General features: G+C 72.8%; 21 protein-coding genes and 1 pseudogene. 8 read left to right on the plus strand and 14 right to left on the minus strand.

Annotation, left to right across the window (positions count from 1 at the left end; all coding sequences use genetic code 11):
- Positions 1–14 precede the first annotated feature (14 nt).
- Positions 15–1,184 carry a sensor histidine kinase gene (locus tag LTT61_RS11080; RefSeq protein ID WP_233019848.1) on the minus strand — a complete coding sequence of 390 codons (1,170 nt, stop codon included), beginning with the start codon at positions 1,182–1,184 and terminating at the stop codon, positions 15–17.
- A gap of 216 nt (positions 1,185–1,400) precedes the next feature.
- Between LTT61_RS11080 and LTT61_RS11085 the strand changes: the two genes are divergently transcribed.
- Genes LTT61_RS11085 through LTT61_RS11100 form a run of 3 tightly spaced genes read left to right on the plus strand, consistent with a single transcriptional unit; the run spans position 1,401 to position 3,899 of the window.
- Entirely contained in the window at positions 1,401–2,087 is a 687-nt protein-coding gene (locus LTT61_RS11085; RefSeq protein WP_233019849.1) for a hypothetical protein, read from the plus strand.
- Positions 2,084–3,430, plus strand: a complete 1,347-nt coding sequence (locus LTT61_RS32645; RefSeq protein WP_269821873.1) for an alpha/beta-hydrolase family protein — start codon at positions 2,084–2,086, stop codon at positions 3,428–3,430. The genes LTT61_RS11085 and LTT61_RS32645 overlap by 4 nt, the downstream gene beginning before the upstream one ends.
- Positions 3,431–3,452: 22 nt before the next feature.
- Positions 3,453–3,899 (plus strand): SRPBCC domain-containing protein, encoded by a 447-nt coding sequence (locus tag LTT61_RS11100; protein WP_233019850.1) that lies wholly within the window; start codon positions 3,453–3,455, stop codon positions 3,897–3,899.
- A gap of 21 nt (positions 3,900–3,920) precedes the next feature.
- Here LTT61_RS11100 and gatA read toward each other — a convergent pair whose 3' ends face one another.
- Positions 3,921–5,393 carry an Asp-tRNA(Asn)/Glu-tRNA(Gln) amidotransferase subunit GatA gene (gene gatA, locus LTT61_RS11105; RefSeq protein ID WP_233019851.1) on the minus strand — a complete coding sequence of 491 codons (1,473 nt, stop codon included), beginning with the start codon at positions 5,391–5,393 and terminating at the stop codon, positions 3,921–3,923.
- The gene (gatC, locus tag LTT61_RS11110; RefSeq protein ID WP_233019852.1) at positions 5,390–5,689 is read right to left on the minus strand and encodes an Asp-tRNA(Asn)/Glu-tRNA(Gln) amidotransferase subunit GatC; all 300 of its coding nucleotides are present in this window, start codon (positions 5,687–5,689) and stop codon (positions 5,390–5,392) included. The genes gatA and gatC overlap by 4 nt, the downstream gene beginning before the upstream one ends.
- Before the next feature lie 252 nt (positions 5,690–5,941).
- Here gatC and LTT61_RS11115 point away from each other — a divergent pair, with 252 nt between their 5' ends.
- Complete coding sequence (locus LTT61_RS11115; RefSeq protein ID WP_233019853.1) at positions 5,942–6,589, plus strand: amino acid-binding protein; 648 nt, start codon at positions 5,942–5,944, stop codon at positions 6,587–6,589.
- On the opposite strand, the gene LTT61_RS11120 is transcribed toward LTT61_RS11115, so the two are convergent.
- Together LTT61_RS11120 and LTT61_RS11125 are read right to left on the minus strand one after the other, a co-directional pair.
- A complete protein-coding gene (locus LTT61_RS11120) occupies positions 6,586–6,909 on the minus strand; it encodes a hypothetical protein (RefSeq protein ID WP_233019854.1) in 324 nt (107 codons plus the stop codon). The two genes, LTT61_RS11115 and LTT61_RS11120, sit on opposite strands and share 4 nt — an antisense overlap.
- A gap of 29 nt (positions 6,910–6,938) precedes the next feature.
- Entirely contained in the window at positions 6,939–8,150 is a 1,212-nt protein-coding gene (locus LTT61_RS11125) for an AAA family ATPase (RefSeq protein WP_233019855.1), read from the minus strand.
- Between the two features lie 126 nt (positions 8,151–8,276).
- Between LTT61_RS11125 and LTT61_RS11130 the strand changes: the two genes are divergently transcribed.
- Positions 8,277–8,660, plus strand: a complete 384-nt coding sequence (locus LTT61_RS11130) for a hypothetical protein (RefSeq protein WP_233019856.1) — start codon at positions 8,277–8,279, stop codon at positions 8,658–8,660.
- On the opposite strand, the gene ligA is transcribed toward LTT61_RS11130, so the two are convergent.
- From ligA to LTT61_RS11155, 5 genes are all read right to left on the minus strand, one after another.
- The gene (gene ligA / locus LTT61_RS11135; protein WP_233019857.1) at positions 8,657–10,747 is read right to left on the minus strand and encodes an NAD-dependent DNA ligase LigA; all 2,091 of its coding nucleotides are present in this window, start codon (positions 10,745–10,747) and stop codon (positions 8,657–8,659) included. The genes LTT61_RS11130 and ligA overlap by 4 nt on opposite strands.
- Positions 10,748–10,885: 138 nt before the next feature.
- The gene (locus tag LTT61_RS11140; protein ID WP_233019858.1) at positions 10,886–11,926 is read right to left on the minus strand and encodes a methionine synthase; all 1,041 of its coding nucleotides are present in this window, start codon (positions 11,924–11,926) and stop codon (positions 10,886–10,888) included.
- Positions 11,923–13,023, minus strand: coding sequence for a tRNA 2-thiouridine(34) synthase MnmA (mnmA, locus tag LTT61_RS11145; RefSeq protein WP_233019859.1), 1,101 nt, complete (start codon positions 13,021–13,023; stop codon positions 11,923–11,925). Before mnmA ends, LTT61_RS11140 begins: the two co-directional genes overlap by 4 nt.
- Positions 13,023–14,249, minus strand: a complete 1,227-nt coding sequence (locus tag LTT61_RS11150) for a cysteine desulfurase family protein (protein ID WP_233020959.1) — start codon at positions 14,247–14,249, stop codon at positions 13,023–13,025. The genes mnmA and LTT61_RS11150 overlap by 1 nt, the downstream gene beginning before the upstream one ends.
- Before the next feature lie 159 nt (positions 14,250–14,408).
- Positions 14,409–15,974 carry an LVIVD repeat-containing protein gene (locus tag LTT61_RS11155; RefSeq protein WP_233019860.1) on the minus strand — a complete coding sequence of 522 codons (1,566 nt, stop codon included), beginning with the start codon at positions 15,972–15,974 and terminating at the stop codon, positions 14,409–14,411.
- A 130-nt stretch (positions 15,975–16,104) separates the two neighbouring features.
- Between LTT61_RS11155 and LTT61_RS11160 the strand changes: the two genes are divergently transcribed.
- Both LTT61_RS11160 and LTT61_RS11165 read left to right on the plus strand, forming a co-directional pair.
- Positions 16,105–16,689 (plus strand): TetR/AcrR family transcriptional regulator, encoded by a 585-nt coding sequence (locus LTT61_RS11160; RefSeq protein ID WP_233019861.1) that lies wholly within the window; start codon positions 16,105–16,107, stop codon positions 16,687–16,689.
- A gap of 38 nt (positions 16,690–16,727) precedes the next feature.
- On the plus strand, positions 16,728–17,870 hold the full coding sequence (locus LTT61_RS11165) for a N(5)-(carboxyethyl)ornithine synthase (RefSeq protein WP_233019862.1): 1,143 nt from the start codon (positions 16,728–16,730) through the stop codon (positions 17,868–17,870).
- Positions 17,871–17,877: 7 nt separating this feature from the next.
- On the opposite strand, the gene LTT61_RS11170 is transcribed toward LTT61_RS11165, so the two are convergent.
- Both LTT61_RS11170 and LTT61_RS11175 read right to left on the minus strand, forming a co-directional pair.
- Positions 17,878–18,075, minus strand: a complete 198-nt coding sequence (locus tag LTT61_RS11170) for a hypothetical protein (RefSeq protein WP_233019863.1) — start codon at positions 18,073–18,075, stop codon at positions 17,878–17,880.
- 79 nt (positions 18,076–18,154) lie between these two features.
- Positions 18,155–18,538, minus strand: coding sequence for a YybH family protein (locus tag LTT61_RS11175; protein WP_233019864.1), 384 nt, complete (start codon positions 18,536–18,538; stop codon positions 18,155–18,157).
- Between the two features lie 118 nt (positions 18,539–18,656).
- Between LTT61_RS11175 and LTT61_RS11180 the strand changes: the two genes are divergently transcribed.
- A complete protein-coding gene (locus tag LTT61_RS11180; protein ID WP_233019865.1) occupies positions 18,657–19,082 on the plus strand; it encodes a winged helix-turn-helix transcriptional regulator in 426 nt (141 codons plus the stop codon).
- A 5-nt stretch (positions 19,083–19,087) separates the two neighbouring features.
- Here LTT61_RS11180 and LTT61_RS11185 read toward each other — a convergent pair whose 3' ends face one another.
- Positions 19,088–19,552 carry a DUF3592 domain-containing protein gene (locus tag LTT61_RS11185; protein ID WP_233019866.1) on the minus strand — a complete coding sequence of 155 codons (465 nt, stop codon included), beginning with the start codon at positions 19,550–19,552 and terminating at the stop codon, positions 19,088–19,090.
- Between the two features lie 60 nt (positions 19,553–19,612).
- Positions 19,613–19,786 (minus strand): annotated as a pseudogene (locus LTT61_RS32650) (ATP-binding cassette domain-containing protein); the annotation flags it as partial.
- Positions 19,787–20,011 lie beyond the last annotated feature (225 nt).

A 20,011-nucleotide genomic window follows, 5' to 3' on the forward strand; every position in this document is an offset into this window, starting at 1 on the left:
CCGGGGGTGCCGCCTCACCGCTTGCCGAGCGTCGCCGGCTGCGGCGCCACCGTCATCCCGGCGGCGAGCGGAAGCCGCGCCCGCACGTCGTACCCGCCGCCGGGGCGTGCCCCCGCCACCAGCTCGCCGCCGACGGCGACCGCGCGGGCGTGCATCCCGGCGACTCCGTGCCCGCCGTTCCCGGTGGGGCCCGGCGTTCCCGGCCCGTTGCCGATCCACACCGCGAGTTCGGTGCCGCACACCACGTCCACCCGCACATCGGCCCCGGCCGCGTGCCTGGAGGCGTTCGACAGCGACTCCTGCACGATCCGGTAGAGCGCGAGCCCGACCGTCTCCGGCACCCCGCTCAGCTCGCCCTGCACCGTCCAGGTGAGCGGGACGCCTGCCCGCCGGGTGGCGTCGAGCAGGGCGGGCAGGTCGGCGGCGGTCGGCTGCGGCGCGTGCTCGGGCAGCTGGCCGTCGCTGCGCAGCACGCCGAGCATGCCGCGGATCTCGTTCAGCGCCTCGCGCGCGGTGGCGCCGATGGACTCGAACTCGGCGCGCGCCCCCGCGCTCACCCCGTCGACCCGGTACGGCGCGGTCTGTGCCTGCACCACGACCAGCGACATGTGGTGCGCGACCACGTCGTGCAGGTCGCGGGCGATCCTGGCCTTCTCCTCCAGGATGGCTCGCCGCGCCCGCTCCAGCTCGTTCTCCTCCTCGAAGGCGGAGAGCTGCCGCCGGGAGAGCACCAGCCAGCGGATGAGCAGCGCGAAGAGGACGAGCGCGCCGAACCCGAGCGGCCAGCCCAACTCCGCCCCCGGGCCGGGCATGGTGGCGCCGACCAGCAGCGAGGTCGCCAGCCATGCCACCCCGACCAGCGGCATCGGCGCGCGCAGCCCGACCGCGAAGAGCAGCACGATCAGGCAGATCAGCTGCACCACCTGGAACGGCAGGTCGCTGCCCGGCTGGTGCGGCACCGCCGCCGCGATGAGCAGCGCGGAGCCCGCCGAGACCGCCCAGCCCAGCGCCGGATTCACCCGCACCAGCAGGATCGGGAAGGCGGCGAGCGCGGCCAGGAACGGCTGCACCGGCGGCGTGACCACGTGCGTGACGTGCAGCGTCGGCCAGGCCACGGAGTAGAAGGCGACGACGACGACCGCGGTGCAGGCGTCGACCCACAACTTCGCGGGGATACCCCGCATCCGCCGTTTCACGCCGCGCTCCGCCGCGCGGTTACCCTGATTTCCCTCATGACCTCGACAGTAGGAACTCCGGTGGGGACTGTCCTCACTCCGGTGGATGACGCGACCCCCCTACCCGGGTACGGGCCCCCCGATCCACTCCCCCGCCGGAACCGGCGCGGGAAGCGACCCGAGCGGGAGGTTGCGACCGGCCCGGCGTCCCTAGCGTCGACCGGCATGAGCAGATGGAAGCGCAGCACCCCGCATCGCCGGCTCGCGGCGGTCACCGCGACCGGGGCGGTGCTCGCCCTCGTCGTCGCGCCCGCCCTGACGCTCACCGCGGGCGAATCGGCGGCCAGCGCGCCGGTGCCCGCCGAGGACACCGACACGGCCGCCGCTGTGCTCGCGCTGAGCGCCGACGAGCTCGACATCGCCGTGCCGCAGGGGTTTTCCGAGCACTTCGGCTACCGCCCCGCCCTGCTCGACGGCCTCGTCGTGCGCCCGGACGGCGACTGCTCCTCCCCCGTCACGCTGCCCACCGAGTTCGAACTGCCATGCAAGGGCCACGATCTCGGCTACGACCTGCTGCGCTTCGCCGACCAGCGGGGCGCCCCGCTCGGCCCGTGGGCGCGCCGCGACCTGGACGCCGCGCTCACCGCCCACATGCACCGGGCCTGCGACGTCCGCCCGGACGAGTTCTCCCGCACCCGCTGCCACTTCATGGCCGACGTGGCGAGTGGCTTCGTCAGGGCCAACTCGCGCAGGCAGGACTTCGGGGCCCCGGTGGTCGAGGAGGTGACGGTGCCCGACCCGGAGGGGAACAACGCGGGCATGCTCGCCGGGGCCGGGGTGCTCGCCTCCGGCGCGGTGGCGCTGCGCTTCTCCCGCCGCGGGAAGAAGCACGGTACGGGGGCACGGTCGTGATCGTCGACTGCACCCCGCGGGTTGTCGCCGTCGCGCTCCCCGAGCGCGCCGACCCGCTGCCCCGCGTGACCACCACGCTCGCAACGGGGTTCGCCGTCGTGGCCTCGCTGGCCCCCGGCCTGCTGCCCCGCGGCCCGCTCACCCAGGCCGTCCTCACCGCCCTGCTCGTCGCGCTCGCGCTCGGCGCCGCACGGGCGGTCCCGAACCGCGACCGCACCTCCGGCGACCCGTCGGAGGTCGCCGATCGCGGCGCGGTCCTCGCGCTCACGGGGTGCGCGGTGCTCGTCGGCTGCGCGGCGGCGTGGCTGTGGCAGAACACGCTGCGCGCCGCCATGGCCGCGCCCCTGATCACCCCGGCGCACTGGGCGCTGTGGGCGCTGTTCAGCACCGCGCTGCTCACCGCGCCGGCGCTGCTCGTGCGCGGCGTGCGCCTGGCCCCGCGGCGCGCCGCGGTCGGCGCGCTGGCGCTCGGCGTCGCGACCGCCGTCCTGGTCCCGCTGCCGCCCGGCGCGCAGGCCGTGGCGAGCCCGAATTCACCGCTCCCCTACACCCGCTCGGGCTCCGCGCACTCGACCGTCGCGTGGGACTCCCTCGGTACCCAGGGCCGCCGCTTCGTCGCCGACGGCAGCGCCGACGCCGTCCGCGTCTACATCGGCCTCGACTCCGCCCGCACCCTGGACGACCGGGTCACCCTCGCGCTGCGCGAACTGCGGCGCACCGGCGGCCTCGCCCGCCGCCACCTGGTGCTCGCCGTCCCGACCGGCTCCGGCTGGCTGGACGCCGGGGCCGCGCAGGGCATGGAGAGCCGCTTCGCCGGCGATGTCGCGGTCGTCGCCCTGCAGTACTCCGCCGCACCGAGCTGGGTCACCTTCGTCACCGGCCGGGAGCGGGCGGCGGAATCCGCGCGCGCCCTCTTCACCGCGCTGGAGCGCGAGCTGACCGCGCTCCCCGACCCGCCGCGGCTCTACGTCTACGGCCAGAGCCTCGGCGCCTGGGGCGGCAGCGCCGTCTTCGCCGACGACGCCGACCAGCGGCGCCGCACCTGCGCGGTGCTCTGGGCGGGCCCGCCCGCGGGCGCGGTGCACCGCGCGGGCGCCACCGTCCTGGCCAACCGCTCCGACCCGGTCGTGCACTGGTCACCCCGATTGCTCTGGCACCGCCCCGATCTCACCGCCACCCGCCCGGACGCCCCGGTCCCCGAGTGGCAGCCGGTCCTGTCCTTCCTGCAGACCGGAGCCGACCTGCTCGGCGCCCTCGACGCCCCCGCGGGCCACGGCCACCGCTACGGCACCGACCAGGGCACCGCACTCGGCGACTGCGCCGCGCACCTTGCCCCGAAGTGAAACTTGTTCTAGTTTCGCCGGTATGGCCTTCGTCCTCGATCACGTCGTCGAGATCGACGCCCCCGCCGAACTGGTCTGGGACGTCGTCACCGACCTGCCGCGCTACGGCGAGTGGAACCCCTTCGTCCCGGAGTGCCGCAGCACCCTGGAGCCGGGCGACCCCATCGACATGCACGTCCGGCTCCGCGGCGCGAAACCGCGCAGGCAGCGTGAGTGGATCGTCGAGCACACTCCCGGCAGCACGCTCGGCTACCGGATGAAACCGGTCCCGCTCGGCACCTTGCACAGCCTGCGCACGCACACGGTGACCGCGCTCGACGCCGGGCGCACCCGCTACGCCTCGCACTTCGAGCTGAACGGCTGGCTGCACCCGCTCGTCGGCACCCTGCTCGGCGCCGACCTGCGCCGCGGCTTCAGCGGCATGACCGAGGGCGTCAAGACCCGCGCGGAAGCCCTCCGCGCGGGCTGACGTCAGGCGATCGGGCTGACGTCAGGCGATCGGCCCGCGCGCGACCTCGTACGCCGCGCCGACCCGGTACAGCCGGTCGTCGGCGAAGGCGGGCGCCATGATCTGCAGCCCGACCGGCATGCCGTCGTCCGCGCTGAGCCCGGACGGCACCGACATGGCCGGGTGCCCGGCCAGGTTGGTGGGCAGGGTGCAGAGGTCGGAGAGGTACATGGCGAGCGGGTCGTCCACCTTCTCGCCGAGCTTCCACGGGGTGAACGGGCTGGTCGGCGAGATCAGCACGTCGACCTGCTCGTAGGCGCGGTCGAAGTCCTGCGCGATCAGCGTGCGCACCTTGAGCGCCTGGCCGTAGTAGGCGTCGTAGTACCCGGCCGAGAGCGCGTAGGTGCCGAGCATGATGCGCCGCTTCACCTCGGGGCCGAAGCCGGCCGCCCTGGTCAGCGCCATCACCTGGTCGGCGCTGTGCTTGCCGTCGTCGCCTGCCCGCAGGCCGTAGCGCATGGCGTCGAAGCGGGCCAGGTTCGAGGAGACCTCGGACGGCATGACCAGGTAGTAGGAGGGCAGCCCGTACTCGAAGTGCGGGCAGGAGACCTCGATCACCTCGGCGCCGAGCTCCTTCAGCACCGCGACCGCGGCGTCGAAGGAGGCGAGCACGCCGGACTGGTAGCTGTCCGAGTGCAGCTCCCGCACCACGCCGACCTTCACCCCGGCGAGATCGGCGCGCGCCCCCTCGCGGGCGGCGGCGACCACGGCCGGGACCGGCACGTCGCGGGAGGTGGAGTCGCGCGGGTCGTGCCCGGCGATCACCTCGTGCAGCAGCGCGGTGTCGAGCACGGTGCGGCCGCAGGGCCCGCCCTGGTCCAGCGAGGAGGCGCAGGCGACCAGGCCGTACCGGGAGACGGTGCCGTAGGTCGGCTTGGTGCCGACGGTGGCGGTGACCGCGGCGGGCTGCCGGATCGAGCCGCCGGTGTCGGTGCCGATCGCGAGCGGCGCCTGGTATGAGGCGAGCGCCGCCGCCGAGCCGCCGCCGGAGCCGCCGGGAATCCGGGTGGTGTCCCAGGGATTCCGGGTGGGGCCGTAGGCCGAGTTCTCGGTGGAGGAGCCCATGGCGAACTCGTCCATGTTGGTCTTGCCGAGGATCGGGATGCCCGCGGCGCGCAGCTTGGCCGTCACCGTGGCGTCGTACGGCGAGATCCAGCCCTCGAGGATCTTCGAGGCGCAGGTGGTCGGCATGTCGGTGGTGGTGAAGACGTCCTTGAGCGCCAACGGGACTCCGGCCAGCGGCGAGGCAGGCTCCTCGCCGGCGGCCAGGCTCGCGTCCACCACGCGGGCGGCGGCCAGCGCCGCCTCCGGCGCGATGTGCAGGAAGGCGTGGTACTCGCCGTCCACCTCGGCGATCCGGTCCAGGTGCGCGCGGGTGACCTCCTCGGAGGAGAGCTCGCGGGCGTGGATCTTGGCGGCCAGCTCGGCGGCGGAGAGCTGCGTGGCGTCGCTCATTCGCCCTCCCCCAGGATCTGCGGCACCAGGAAGCGCTGCTCCTCGACGGCGGGGGCGCCCGCGAGCGCCTGCTCCGGGGTGAGGCACGGCCGCACCTCGTCCAACCGGGTGACATTGGCGACCGGGTTCGGCGTCGCGGTGGCCGGGACGTCCGCGGCGGCCACCTCGGAGATGGTCCGCACGTGGCTCAGGATCGAGTCCAGCTGTCCGGCGAACTGATCCAGTTCGTCGTCGGACAGCGCGAGCCGGGACAACCGGGCGAGGTGTGCGACCTCGTCGCGGGAGATGGCGGGCACCGCGGGACCCCTTTCGGCGTCGGGGATGGTGGGTTCGAGCAGGTCGTCCCCGGCACGTGGCGCCGGGGGCGACGGACCGCTACAGCCTAGTCCGCGCGGCCGGGCGGATTCCCCCGCCCCGGCCCCCGCGTGAAATCGACTGTGGTGTACGTCACTGCGCCGAGTTCGGGTCGATAACCCGGCGTCCCGGGTGTAAGTATTGCGTGACCCGGGTATCCGTACAGAGCCTCGGCTACCACGAAAGGAACGCGCGTGTCTTACCTGCTCCGCGTGCAACTTCCGGATCGCCCGGGAAGCCTCGGTGCACTCGCGCTGGCGTTGGGATCGGTCGGGGCCGACATCATCTCGCTGGACGTGGTCGAGCGCGGTGCCGGGTTCGCCGTCGACGACCTCGTGGTCGAGGTTCCGCCCAACGCGCTCCCGGACACCCTGATCACCGCCGCCGAATCGATCGGCGACGTCATCGTCGACTCGATCCGCCCCTACTCCGGCCTGCTCGACACGCACCGCGAGCTGGAGCTCATCGACCAGGTCGCGAGCGCGCGCGACGACCGGCTGCAGGTGCTCGTCGACGGGGTCCCCCGGGTGCTGCGGGTCGGCTGGAGCACCATCATCGACACCGGGCCGCAGGGCGCCTACCGGGTGGTCGGCAGCCAGAGCGCGCCGCAGACCCAGGCCGGCTCCGCGCCGTGGCTCCCGCTGGACAAGCCGACCGTGCTCGACCCGGAATCCGAATGGGTGCCGGAGATCTGGCGCGACATGGACACCAAGCTGGCCGCCGCGCCGCTCGGCCACCACGGCCGCGCGCTGCTGCTCGGCCGCCCCGGTGGCCCGGACTTCCGCCCGTCCGAGGTGGCCCGGCTCGGCTACCTGTCCGGGATCGTCGCCGGGGTGCTCTAACCCGGCTCGATGATCTGCCAGCGGTCCGGCTTGCCCGCCGGGTAGATCACCGGCAGCGTGTCGCCGATCGCGGGCCAGTAGGCGCCGTCCCAGACCAGCCGCCGGTAGACCTGCGTGCTCGCGACGCCGGGGCCGGTGAGATCGCCGGTCACGGTGACGAACTGCTCGCCGAACGCCTCCGGCCGCGGGCTCACCCCGGTGATGTGGAGCGAGCCCCGCTCGGGCTCGGCGATCGGCACGCCGCGCCTGCCCCGCCGGTAGAGCACCACCAGCGCGACCAGGGTGGCCGCCATGATCAGCAGCATCGCGAACTCCAGCACGCCACCACCGTACCGGGCATTCCGGGCGCTCAGTCGGCGGCGAGCTCGCTGGTGCCGTGCTCGGTGCGGCGGATGGTCCAACCGCGCCCGGTCGCCTGCGGTTCGCGGCTGGTGAAGATCAACTGGGCGCCACGGGAATTGATCTCCGGGGCGCGGAAGAGTCCGATCAGGCGCTGTGCGGTGGCGGCGGGGAGCGCGGCGTCGAGGTCGTCGACGGCGAGCACCCGGCCGATGTCGATGGCGTCGAGCACGGCGGGGAGCAGCCGCAGCAGCGCCAGCGCCGACGCCGGTTCGTCGGCGAGCGCGAAGGGCGCCTCGATCCCGGCGTGCAGCAGCCGGACACCGGGGCCGGAGCGCGCCGCCATCCGAGCGAAGAGCGCGTCGCGGGCGCCCCGCAGCGCGGTGAGCTCCCTGGCCAGCGCGGTCTCGGTGAGCCCGTGCTGCTGCAGCAGCAGGTCGGCGTGGCCGGGGCGGGTGGCGCAGAGCTCGAGCTGTTCGGCGCCGCCCGCCAGGTCGCGGTCGAGTTCGGCGAGGTACTCGGCGTAGCGCGGGTCAGGCTCAGGGAGCAGCAGATCGGTGATGCCGAGCCCGGCCTCGCCCGCCAGCTCCAGCAGCCGGACCGCGCCGCGCGGCTCCCGGGAGAGGTAGCCGCCGAGCCGCAGCGCGACCGCCGCCGGGTCGAGCGGGCCGCGCTGCACCTCGAGCAGCGCGGCGAACCAGCGGTAGGCGGGCACCAGCGCCTCCGCCTCCAGCTGCCCGGCCAGCGCGAGCAGCAGCGCGTTCGGCCGGACCAGCGGGACAAGCGCGCCGAGGCCGAACCGCGCGGCCTCGAACGTCGGCCCGATCCGCACCTGCTCGCCCTCGCGCTCGAAGACGATGCGCCTGCGGCCGCGCGGGTGGGTGTGCAGCCACTCGGCCGCGACCTCGGCGTCGGTGAGCCGGAAGCCGTAGCTGTACGGCACGCCCTCGGCGACGAAGCCCGCGACGAACTCGGTGGGCCGCTGCGCGAAAGCCGGGTGCGGGGTGCGCGGCGGGCCCGCGTAGGGGTCCCAGCCGGTGGCCGAGTGCAGCACCGCGTCCCGCATGCGGTCCAGCGCGTCGATCAGGTTCGACTTTCCGGCGGCCGGAGCGCCGGTGATCCCGGTGACCGGCACCGCGACCGGGCCGCTGCCGCGGACGGGCCGCAGCTCCTGCGGGTCGGCCAGCGACCTGTGGTTCGTCACCCGGAAACTGCGCAGCATCGGGCTATCGTCGCAGCCCGCCGCCCGGCGGGCGAAGGCCGGGCGGGGTAGCATCCCCGGTGCCACGGCCGGTGTCGCTCCCGTGGCTGCATCTTGCCGGACCCGTTGCGAACAGGTGGTCGCCCCATGAATCGAAATGCTGCCGTCACCGCCGTTGCCGCGCCGCGGCCGGATACCGCCGCGGTGCGCTTCGTCGCGGGCGGCTGCGCGGTCTCCGCCGTCGCGCTCGGGCTGGTGCTCGCCGCCCCGGACGCGAAGGCCGATTTCGAGTGCGCCGAGGGCAATGCCCGCATCTTCTTCCACGACTCGACCTACACCTGCCAGTCCGGCAGCACCGGCTACGGGCTGAGCCCCGCCGTGGTGAAGGTCTGCTCGAACAGCGGCTCGAACGTCGTGGTCGAGGTGCAGAGCGAGCGCAAGAAACTGCGCCGCACGGTGGAGCTGAGCAACAACCACTGCGCCAAGTTCGACCCGCGCGGCACCACCGGCGTCACCGTCTCCGTCAGCTAGTCCGCCGCGGGCGGGCGCACCGCGTCCGGCCCGTCCGCGAGCAGTGTGCGGAAGCCGTCCTCGTCCAGAATCGGCACGCCGAGCTCCTCCGCCTTCGCCGCCTTGCTGCCCGGCGCCGCGCCGACCACGACGAACGCCGTCTTCTTCGACACCGACCCGGCCGCCTTCCCGCCGCGCGCCAGGATCGCCTCCCGCGCCTCGTCCCGGGAGAAACCGGGCAGCGAGCCGGTGACCACGATCGACAGCCCGGTCAGGTTCCGCTCGATCCCGGCGTCCCGCTCGTCCGCCATCCGGACCCCGGCGGCGCGCCACTTGGCCACGATCGCCCGGTGCCAGTCCACGGTGAACCACTCGGCCACCGCGGCCGCGATGGTCGGGCCGACACCGTCGGCGGCGGCCAGCTCCTCCAGCGTCGCGGCCTCGATCCGCTCCATGGTCTCGAACTCGGCGGCCAGCGCCCGCGCCGCGGTTGGCCCGACGTGCCGGATCGACAGCGCGACCAGCACCCGCCAGAGCGGCCGATCCTTCGCCGCGTCCAGGTTCTCCAGCAGCCGTCCGCCGTTGGCGGAGAGGCTGCCGTTCTTGTTGACGAACAGCGGGGTGCCGAGCAGCCGCGGCTCGTCCAGGTCGAAGAGGTCGCCCTCGTCGGTGATGGCGCCGGAGCGCAGCAGCTCGTTCGCGGCCTCGTAACCGAGCGCCTCGATGTCGAAGGCGCCGCGCCCGGCCACGTGGAAGACCCGCTCGCGCAGCTGGGCCGGGCAGGAGCGGGTGTTCGGGCAGCGGATGTCCACGTCACCCTCGCGCTCCGGGGCCAGCGACGTCCCGCACTCCGGGCAGTGCGTCGGCATCTCGAAGGCACGCGCGTCGGCGGGCCTGGCATCCACCACCGGGCCGAGCACCTCGGGGATCACATCGCCCGCCTTGCGGATGGTGACCGTGTCGCCGATCAGCACGCCCTTGCGCACCACCTCGGCGGCGTTGTGCAGCGTCGCCATCGAGACCGTCGAGCCCGCGACCGAGACCGGCGCCATCACCGCGAACGGTGTCACCCGCCCGGTGCGGCCGACGTTCACCCTGATGTCGAGCAGCGTGGTGGTCGCCTCCTCCGGCGGGTACTTGAAGGCGATCGCCCAGCGCGGCGCTCGCGAGGTGGAGCCGAGCCTGCGCTGCAGCGCGACCTCGTCGACCTTGATGACCTGACCGTCCAGCTCGTGCTCGATGTCGTGCCGGTGCTCGCCCCAGTAGGTGACCCGCTCGATCACCGCGTCGATCCCGCGCACCCGCCGGGTGTGCGCGGAGACCGGCAGCCCCCAGGCGGCCAGCGCGTCGTACGCCTCGGACTGCGAAGCAGGCGCGTAGCCGCGGATCCGGCCGAGGCCGTGGCAGATCATCCGGAGTCCACGCCGCGCGGTGACCGCCGGGTCCTTCTGCCGCAGCGAACCGGCGGCGGTGTTGCGCGGGTTCGCGTACGGCGGTTTGCCGTCGGCGACGATGGCGGCGTTGAGCGTCGCGAAGTCGGCCAGCCGGAGGTAGACCTCGCCGCGCACCTCGAGCAGCTCCGGAATCGGGAACGTCGCGCTCGGGGTGAGCACGTGCGGGATGTCGTCGATGGTGCGCGCGTTCAGCGTGACGTCCTCGCCGGTGCGCCCGTCGCCCCTGGTCGCGCCGCGCTCCAGCTTCCCCTCCCGGTAGACCAGGTTCAGCGCGACGCCGTCGATCTTGACCTCGCACAGGTAGTGCAGGTCGGGCCCGGTCTCCGCCTCCACCCGGCCCGCCCAGGCGCGCAGCTCGTCCAGGTCGAAGACATTGTCGAGGGAGAGCATGCGCTCCAGGTGGTCCACCGGGGTGAAGTCGGTGGCGAAGCCGCCGCCGACCAGCTGCGTCGGCGAATCCGGGGTGCGCAGGTCGGGGTGTGCCTCCTCCATGGCTTCGAGGCGGCGCAGCAGCGTGTCGAACTCGCCGTCGGTGACGATCGGCGCGTCCCGCACGTAGTAGCGGAACTGGTGCTCACGCACCTCGTCCGCGAGCTGCTGCCAGGCGCGCTGCTCCTCGGCCGTGGCCGGAGCGGGGGCCTCGGGTTCGGTCACAACTGGCACGATAGTCCAGGGGCATGACCTATCCGGGGCGGATCGCCGCACGTCGGCGCGGTGCGAACCGATCAGCGCGAGCCAGGGCCGCGAGATTTTCAACCGAACGCGAAGCGGGCGACCTACGCGTACGCGGACCTACTCCGCGCCGAGCGTCTCCGGTTCCTCGGTATAGGCCCGGGCGATATCGGCGGTGAGATCCAGCGCGCGGCGCGCCCACTCGGGCGTCGCGCCCGCCAGCCCACAGGCCGGGCTGACCAGCACCCGCTCGGCCAGGGTGCGCCGCGGGAACCCGAGCCGGTCGACCAGCCGAGCCCCTGGCTCGGCGAGTTCCCGCCACCCCGGCGCACCCGCGGGCTCGGTACTCGGCACCAGCCCGAGAACCAGCAGCTTCCCCGCATCCAGCGTCTCACCGACACCGTCCAGATCGCGCGCACGCAGCACCGCGACGTCGATCGCCAGCGCGGCGGCACCACTGGCCCGGAAGAGCGCGAGCGGCGGCGGCTCGGCACAACTGTGCACGATCACCGGCACCCGCTGTGCCCGGATCACGGTGTCAAGCAGATCCAACGCCTCCGGCTCGGGCAGCGGGCGCACCGTATCCAGCCCACTCACTCCCCGCAGTGCCCCCTCGAGCACCGAACCCGCGAGCGGTTCGTCGAGCTGCAACACCACCGGCGCATCCAACCGCTTACCGACCTCGGCGGCATGCCGAGCCAGCCCCTCGGCCAGCGACTCCGCGAGATCCCGCCGGGCACCGGGATCGGTGAGCACCCGATGCCCGTTGACCAGCTCGACCTCGGCAGCCAACGTCAAAGGCCCCGCGACCTGCAGCTTCACCGGCCGCCCCGTGCCGGGCGCCCCCACCTTCGCCCACGCCTCCTCGAGCGCGTCCAGATCCGTGCGCAGCAGATCGTACGCACGCCGCGCGACCCCACCCGGCCGCGCCGCGAACCGATACCCGCGGGTCGTGCTGTCGAACGGCAGATCCACCAGCAACGCACACCCGCGACCGAGCAGATCGGCCCCGACCCCGCGCGCGGGCAACTCCACCAGGTGCGCCAACCCGGGCAACTCCCCCACCACGGTGGCCGCCGCCTCCCGCGGATCCGTCCCCGGCCAGGAGCCGACTCCCGTGGCGACCCCGCCGCGCAGCGCGGCTTCGACGGCGGCGCTCACCGGGCGCCTGCCAGCGGCGCGGTGCTGTCGGTCCCCGCGATGGTCCCGCTGCCGATGACCTCGTCACCGGCGCCGTCCGGCCGGTAGAGCACCGCGGCCTGCCCGCGCGCCACACCCGTCAGCGGCTCGCGCAGCCGCACGGTGAGCCCGGAGTCGGTCGCCTCGGCCACCGCGGGTGCCGTCCCGCCGTGCGCGCGCACCTGCACGACGCAGTCGATGGCACCGTCGGGCGCGGCCCCCGAGGTCCAGATCGCCCGCTCGGCACGGACCGTCCACACCCGCAACTCCTCGGCAGAGCCCACCCTGACCTCACCGGAGTCCGGGTCGATCCCGGTGACGTACCGCGGCTTCCCGTCCGGCCCCGGCCCGGGCAAGCCGAGCCCCTTGCGCTGCCCGATGGTGAACCCGTGCACCCCGTCGTGCTCGGCGAGCCTCCGCCCGTCGGCGTCGACGACGGCGCCGGGCCGCACACCGATCCTCGCCCCGAGAAACGCCCTGGTATCGCCGGACGGAATGAAGCAGATGTCGTGGCTGTCCGGCTTGTCCGCGACGGCGAGCCCGCGCGCGGCGGCCTCGGCGCGGATCTCCGGCTTCGGGGTGTCGCCGACCGGGAACATGGCCCGGCTCAGCTGCTCTGCGGTGAGCACCGCGAGCACGTAGGACTGGTCCTTGTCGGCATCGACGGCACGGCGCAGCACCCCGTCCGCCAGCCGCGCGTAGTGCCCGGTGGCGACGGCGTCGAAGCCCAGCGCGACCGCGCGATCGGCCAGCGCCGCGAACTTGATCTTCTCGTTGCAGCGCAGACAGGGGTTCGGCGTCTCGCCCGCGGCGTAGGAGGCGACGAAGTCGTCGATCACGTCCTCCTTGAACCGGTCCGCGAAATCCCAGACGTAGAACGGAATCCCGAGCACGTCGGCGGCGCGGCGCGCATCACCGGCGTCCTCCTTCGAGCAGCAGCCCCTCGACCCGGTGCGCAGCGTCCCCGGCGTGGCCGAGAGCGCCAGGTGCACCCCGACGACGTCGTGCCCGGCGTCGACGGCGCGCGCCGCCGCCACCGCGGAGTCGACACCGCCGCTCATCGCGGCGAGAACCCGCATCAGTACGCTCCCTTCGCGCTCGTGAGCCCGGCCGCCCTGGCCCGCTCAACCACCCCCGGCAACACCGTGAGCAGCGTCCGCACATCGTCCTCGGTGGAGGTGTGGCCCAGCGAGAAGCGCAGCGAACAGCGCGCCTGCCACGGCTCGACCCCCATGGCGACAAGCACGTGGCTCGGCCCGGCGACCCCGGCCGTGCAGGCGGAGCCGGTGGAGCACTCGATACCGGCCGCGTCCAGCAGCATGAGCAGCGAATCGCCCTCGCAGCCGGGGAAGGTGAAGTGCGCGTTGCCCGGCAGCCGCAGCTCACCGGCCGGGCCGTTGAGCACCGCCTCCGGGTCGACCGCGCGCACCCCATCGATCAGGGCGTCGCGCAGCTCGCGCAGCTCCTTGGTGCGCGCGGGTAGCTCCGCGACGGTCTGCCGCAGCGCCGCCGCCAGCCCCACCGCGCCGGGGATATCCGAGGTGCCGGAGCGCAGATCGCGCTCGTGCCCGCCGCCGTGCAGCAGCGGAACGCACGGCACCTGCCTGCCGAGCAGCAGCACGCCGACCCCGTGCGGCCCGCCGACCTTGTGCCCGGCAAAGCTCGCCGCGGCCAGCCCCGCCGCGCCGGTATCGATCGGCAGCTGCGCCGCCGCCTGCACCGCGTCGCTGTGCAGCGGCACGTCGAACTCCCGCGCCACCGCCGCCAGCTCCGCGATCGGGGCGATCGTCCCCACCTCGTTGTTCGCCCACATCAGCGTGACCAGCGCGACCTCGTCAGCGTGCTCCGCCAGCGCCGCCCGCAGCACCGCGGGCGTCACGAACCCCTCGTGGTCCGCGGCCAGCCAGGTGACCTCGGCGCCCTCGTGCCGCTCCAGCCACTCCACCACGTCCAGCACCGCGTGGTGCTCGGTGGCGCCGACCAGGATCCGGCGGCGCCGCGGCTCGGCATCGCGCCGCGCCCAGAAGATGCCCTTGATCGCCAGATTGTCGCTCTCGGTACCCCCCGAGGTGAAGATCACCTCGGACGGCCGGGCGCCCAGATCCGCCGCGATCGACTCGCGCGCCTCCTCCAGCATCCGGCGCGCCGCCCTGCCCGATCCGTGCAGCGAGGAGGCGTTGCCGACCTGCCCAAGCGCAGCCGTCATCGCCTCGAGGGCGGCGGGGTACATCGGGGTGGTTGCCGCGTGATCGAGGTAGACCGTCTTGGGTGCCATCCGCGAGGAGGTGCCCGGGCAAGCCGACATCATGACCATCAAAGGATAGCGGCCCCGCTCCGCTCCTTATTCCCCGCTGCTCGATGGGTTACGCCGCCCGTTCGGCAGCGGTGGAGATCACCGGCGTTCAGGGTGTGCGGCAGTTCGGGGGGGTGGGTCCGGCGCGATCACCGCCAGGGTGGTGCGCGCTCATGAGCCGGGGGTGGAGAGCTGGTCGGCGGGCGGGGTGTAGACGGCGGGGTCGATGTCGAGGGCCAGGAAGGTGTTGTCCGAGCAGCCGGTCCAGAGCTGGTTGCCGTGCCAGTTCGGGCCGGAGAAGCACCAGTCGGTGGAGAGGTCGCCGAAGCCGATCATCCCGGTGCGCGAGCTGAGCGCTTCGGCGGGATCGAAATTGCCTTCGTTCAGCGCGGTGATCACCGCGGGCGCCTGCAGTAGCGGCACGCCGATGATCGACGCCAGTGCGTGCGGGGAGTTCCACAGCTCGGTGTTGCGCCCGGTTCGGGCGGGCGGGTTGTAGTAGGCGATCTCGCGCACGGCGAACGGGTCGCGCACATCGAAGACCCGGATGCCGGAGGAGACCCAGCCGCAGGCGAGCGCGGTCGGGTTCGCGGGGCGGTCGGCGGTGCAGTAGTGGGCGTCGTAGCCGAACAGGCTGCCGCCGGAGCTGGAGGCGAGGGCGCTGTCCTGGTGCTGCGGCAGGTTGATCTCGAGCTTGATCGTGTTGACGATCCGGGGGCGGGTGTCGTCGGCGACGTCGATGAGCTTCACGCCGCCGGAGCCGGCCTCGTCGACGGTGAACAGGTAGCGATGCCCGTCGTAGGTGACCGGGATGGCGTGCTGGGTGGCCCAGCCGTCGCTCCAGGTCATCCGGGACAACACCGGCACCTGGGGATTCGGGTCGCGCCGCTGGACCGCGCTGGTGTCGAGCACGTACAGCCCGCCCATGTTGTCGGCGAGATAGAGGCGGTTGCCGTCGTCGCTGAGCCCGACGCCGTGCGTCGACCGTCCCGGCATTCCCTGCCAGACCACCCGCGGGATGGCCGGGTCGCGCAGATCGACCGCGCTGAGCACGCCGGGAACGGTACCCGAGGCCCAGTAGGTGTTGCCGTCGGGCGAGAAACCGCCCTCGTGCGCGACGATCGACAGCAGCTGGGCCGGGTCGGTGCCCGGCCCCGGATTGAGCAGCCGGGGGTGCGCGCAGTCGGAGATGTCGTAGACCGAGAGCAGCCCGGCACCGGTGAGCAGCGGGACACCGGCCCCGACCAGCAGTTTGCGCGTCGTGTTGACCTTCAACGTCTCCCAGGTCCCGGCCAGCATGGCCGGCTCGGTCAAAGTGGTCGACAGCACCGGCTCGCGCGGGTCGGAGACGTCGAGCACCTGCACGCCCTGGGCCGGGCCCGCCAGGTTGCCCGGGAAGAGACTGCCGACGTAGACGCAGTGCTCGAAGCTCGCCGAGGTGATTCCGCCGCCCCGCCCGGCGTAGCCGCCGACCCGGGTGATGTTGCAGCTGTAGCCGAGCGTGCTGCGCCGCGAATCCCGGTCCGCCGCGGGCACATCGCCCTGCATCCCGGTCTCCGGCGCGGAGCCGGGGCCGCACTCGGCCTTCCCGACCGCGGTGTCGGTGATCGCGCCGATGTGCTGCACGCCGCCCACCGCGGGCGGCCCGGCCGCCGATGGCGCCGCCACCACCATCAGGGCCAGAGCCACTCCGGCCGCTCCGGCACGGCATACCCGATCGCGCATTCTCGAAGTCATGGATCCCGCCCTCCGCGATGAGGGCCGCCTTCCGCTACCTGCCCTTCGTGGCAGGCGCCCCGGCCGTCAGCGGACGAGATGGCGCCGGTCACGCAACCGGAGTTTTTCTCCGGTTGGTAGCGTAGTGTGCGTGGCAGCACCCCGACGCGTCAACAGAGGGCCCGCGGCAGCAGCGGGCAATCGGGCGGCCGTCCTCTCCGCCGCCAGGGCCGTGTTCGGTCTGCACGGCCCGTCGGCCCCGATGTCACTGATCTGGACCACCGCCGATGTCAGCCCCGGCGTGCTGTACCGGCACTTCCCGGACCGGGAAAGTTTGGCGCACGCGGTCATCGAGCAGAACGTCGAAGCGCTGGAGAAGATCGCCGCCCGCCCGGACTGCACGCTCGACGACCTGCTCGCCGCCGTGCTCGACCAGCTCGTCGAGTGCTCCGCCTTCGTCGACGCCCGCCGCCCCGGTGACCACCACGACCCCGGGCATGCCGCCACCGCGCTGCGCTTCCGCGCCCTGCTCGAGGAGAAGCTCGGCACCGGCCACACCTTCCGGCCCGGCACCACCGCCGGCGAACTCGTGCTCGCGGTCGGACTCGTCTCCGCCCTCCTCACCAAAACCGCCGCCCCCCTGCGCCGCACCGTCGCCGCCGACGCCTGGCAGCTGCTGACCATCGGGCTGCGCGACACCGGTGCCGCCTCCGCACCGCTCGCCCCCGAAGGCTGACCTGCGGATTTCCTGCCCACCATGCGTAGACTGGTTCGGTGAAGCAACTAACGATCGGTGTAGTTGCGACCTCCCGCAAAGAGGACGAGCACCGGTTGGCGATCCATCCCGCACACTTCGATCGGATCGACCCGGGGCTGCGCGCCCGCGTCTTCCTCGAGCACGGCTACGGCGACCGGTTCGGCTACCCGGACGAGCAGCTGGCGCCGCTGGTCGGCGGTTTCGGGACGCGCGCGGAACTGTTCGCCGAGCGCGATGTGCTGCTGCTCCCGAAGCCGGTGGCCGACGATCTGGCGACCATGCGGCCGGGGCAGATCGTGTGGGGCTGGCCGCACTGCGTGCAGGACGAGCGGATCACCCAGGTGGCCGTCGACCGCGGCCTGACCCTGATCGCCTGGGAGGCGATGCAGCACTGGACGAAGGAGGGCAACTTCAGCGTCCACGTCTTCCACAAGAACAACGAGCTGGCGGGGTACTGCTCGGTGCTGCACGCGCTGCAGCTGCGGGGCACCAGCGGCGACTACGGGCGGCGGATGCGCGCGGCCGTGATCAGCTTCGGGGCTACCGCGCGCGGCGCGGTCCGGGCGCTCTCGGCGCTCGGGATCAGCGATGTCACGGTGTTCACGCAGCGCAGCGTCTCCGCGGTCGCCTCGCCGTTCGCCTCGGTGCGGATGCAGCATTTCCAGCGGGATCCGGCCGATCCCAGCCGAATCCTGGCGCTGAAGGCTCCGGAACCCGGCCCGCTGGCGCAGGTGCTCGCCCAGTACGACGTCGTCGTGAACTGCATGTTGCAGGACACCGACGAGCCGCTGCTGTTCGTGCGCAACGACGATCTGAAGCTGTTCGCGCGCGGCACCCTCTTCATCGACGTCTCCTGCGACGCGGGCATGGGCTTCGAGTGGGCCCGCCCGACCTCGTTCGCGGAGCCGATGTTCACCGTCGGCGCCGACCTGTACAACTACGGCGTCGACCACAGCCCCTCGTTCCTGTGGAACTCGGCCACCTGGGAGAACTCCGAGGCGCTACTGGAGTACCTGCCGATCGTGCTGGCCGGGCCCGACGCCTGGGACGGCAGCGAGACGATCCGGCGCGCGATCGAGATCCGGGAGGGGCGGATCCAGAACCTCCGGATCCTCTCCTTCCAGGGTCGTGCCGCGGCCTATCCGTACGCCGTCGTGTAGGGGCGGGCTACTCGCCGAACCCGGCCAGGGTGGCGGTGTCGAGGACCTCCGGGGCCTGTTCGCGCACGTCGGCACAGGTGCCGGTGGTGACGGTGTCGACGAGGCCGGGCGGCGCGGCTGTCGTCTCGGGAGCGGCCCCCGGGTACCGCGCCGAGGGCGGCGGCGGCGAAGCGGGGGCGGCGGAGCTGGCCGCGTGCGTCCGCACCTGCCGCGGCTGCGCCGAAGCGCGCCGGGGGCTGCTGACCACCCTCCCCTGACCGGCCGCCCCCCTGCCCGCGCAACAATCAGGGGATGAGGTGCGCGCCGAAGGGGTTGTCGAGCGCGATTTTCCAGCTGTCGTCGGCCTGTCGGCGCAGGGTTGCCACCGACAGCCCCTGCTGGGCGATGGGGGTGCCGTCGGGAGCGGTGCCGGTCATCGTCCAGGGGGCGATGTGCACGGCGATGTCACCGGCGACCATGACCTCGTGGCCGCTGTCGTACCGGAAGTCGGGCCGCACCGCGGCGAAGGCCGCGAAACCGGCCCGCAACTGCTGCTCACCGAATGCCGATGCGCCGGGCTCGAACGCCACGACGGCGTCGTCCAGGTAGAAGGACATGACGGTGTCGATGTCGCCGCGTTCGAGGGCGGCGGTCATCGCGGAGACGGTGTCGATCACGCGCTGTCGCATGCGGATTCCTCGGTTCGAGTGCTGGGAAGCGCCGGGCGAACAGCTCGTTCGAACACCTGGCCGACCGACCATAGCCACAACATTTCGGTTATGCAAATGTTCCCGGTATGCTGGGTGCATGAAACGTCCCGTGGGAAAGTCGACGTGCCCGATGAACATGTTCCTCGAGGTGTTCGGCGATCCGTGGACGCTGCTGGTGCTGCGCGACATGCTGCTGGTCGGCAAACGGCGCCCGGTGGAGTTCCTCGATTCGGCCGAACGGATCTCGACCAGCGTGCTGCTGGACCGGCTCAAGCGCCTCGAGGCCGCGGACCTGGTGGCGCGCGTCGGCAGCGGTGAGCGCAACCAGGTCCGCTACATCCCCACCGAGCGCGCCGTCGACGCGCTGCCGGTGCTGTTCGAGATGGCCCTGTGGAGCATGGAGCACGAGCCGCGGGCGCAGCCGCTCGAACGGGTCATCACCCGCATCCGCTCCGATCCCGCGGACTACATCGCAGACATCCGCGCCGAGGTCGCCCGCGAGACGGCCGCGGCGGAGCGTTAGCGGGGTCAGCGCATATCGAGATACCACATCGGCGCGATGTCCACGTCGACAAGCATCGAGGCGAACATCGGCGTGACCGTGGCTGCGAGGAGCAGGAAGAACGGAGCGGAGAGCACGGTAAGGACAGCCCCGACGAGGTTCGACGCGGCGGCGAAATCGGGGTCGTCCGGCCGGTAGACGATGGTCATCCGGCTGTCCATCCGAGGCCGGAGACTCACCGCGTCCAGCAACTCGACGACGCGTCGCTGACCGGCCTCGGTGACGAAGGCGACCGTCACAGTGAAGTGATACCGGTCCTCACCGACTGGGTACTCATCGTAGCTGTGGACAACAGCGGTGGCCCGATGCCCCAGCACCAGCAGGCGCACCCGCTCCACGACCTGCCAGACCCTGCTGAGCACCAGGATCGGCACGGCGACGCCGGCGATGATCCCACTGATGCCTATCACCGTTTCGAGCAGCGTCCCCACTCCCGCAGCGTACCGAGCGCAGCACGCGCTGGCGGTGTGACGAACATCTGTCCTCCTGTGTCACCGACTATTTCGCGCATCGGTAGCACCCCTGCGCGCCGCCTGTGCGCGATGTTCACCGGTGACGTCGCGGCGCTGATAGCCAACCAGCCCGAGCAGCAACCGGATCGTGGTCGACTTCCCGGCGCCGTTGGGCCCGAGGAACCCGAACACCTCGCCTGGCCGCATCTTGAGGGTGAGGTCGTCGACGGCTGGGGTACGTCCGAAGCGTTTGACAGGTTCTCGAGCGCGACAGCGGAGACATGCGCGGAAGGGGCGGCCATCAGGAAGCCTTTCGGGTCAGCGAATGCGACATTGCCGACCAGACTTCCCGGCGCACCTGTACCGAAAGGTACTCCCCCACCGCCCCGCGGGAAGGACCGAGCCGCTCCGATCGGCGCGTACAGCGGGCTAGGCTGG

The organism is Nocardia asteroides (genome assembly GCF_021183625.1).
Taxonomy (GTDB): domain Bacteria; phylum Actinomycetota; class Actinomycetes; order Mycobacteriales; family Mycobacteriaceae; genus Nocardia; species Nocardia asteroides_A.

Bases quoted from the DNA above. Each gene is read 5' to 3' on its own strand.
- LTT61_RS11150 (WP_233020959.1), bottom strand. From the start codon at position 14,249: ATGTCGGCTTGCCCGGGCACCTCCTCGCGGATGGCACCCAAGACGGTC.
- LTT61_RS11130 (WP_233019856.1), top strand. From the start codon at position 8,277: ATGAATCGAAATGCTGCCGTCACCGCCGTTGCCGCGCCGCGGCCGGAT.
- LTT61_RS11125 (WP_233019855.1), bottom strand. From the start codon at position 8,150: ATGCTGCGCAGTTTCCGGGTGACGAACCACAGGTCGCTGGCCGACCCG.
- gatA (WP_233019851.1), bottom strand. From the start codon at position 5,393: ATGAGCGACGCCACGCAGCTCTCCGCCGCCGAGCTGGCCGCCAAGATC.
- LTT61_RS11155 (WP_233019860.1), bottom strand. From the start codon at position 15,974: ATGACTTCGAGAATGCGCGATCGGGTATGCCGTGCCGGAGCGGCCGGA.
- LTT61_RS11080 (WP_233019848.1), bottom strand. From the start codon at position 1,184: ATGCGGGGTATCCCCGCGAAGTTGTGGGTCGACGCCTGCACCGCGGTC.
- LTT61_RS11100 (WP_233019850.1), top strand. From the start codon at position 3,453: ATGGCCTTCGTCCTCGATCACGTCGTCGAGATCGACGCCCCCGCCGAA.
- mnmA (WP_233019859.1), bottom strand. From the start codon at position 13,023: ATGCGGGTTCTCGCCGCGATGAGCGGCGGTGTCGACTCCGCGGTGGCG.
- LTT61_RS11180 (WP_233019865.1), top strand. From the start codon at position 18,657: ATGAAACGTCCCGTGGGAAAGTCGACGTGCCCGATGAACATGTTCCTC.
- LTT61_RS11085 (WP_233019849.1), top strand. From the start codon at position 1,401: ATGAGCAGATGGAAGCGCAGCACCCCGCATCGCCGGCTCGCGGCGGTC.
- LTT61_RS11175 (WP_233019864.1), bottom strand. From the start codon at position 18,538: ATGCGACAGCGCGTGATCGACACCGTCTCCGCGATGACCGCCGCCCTC.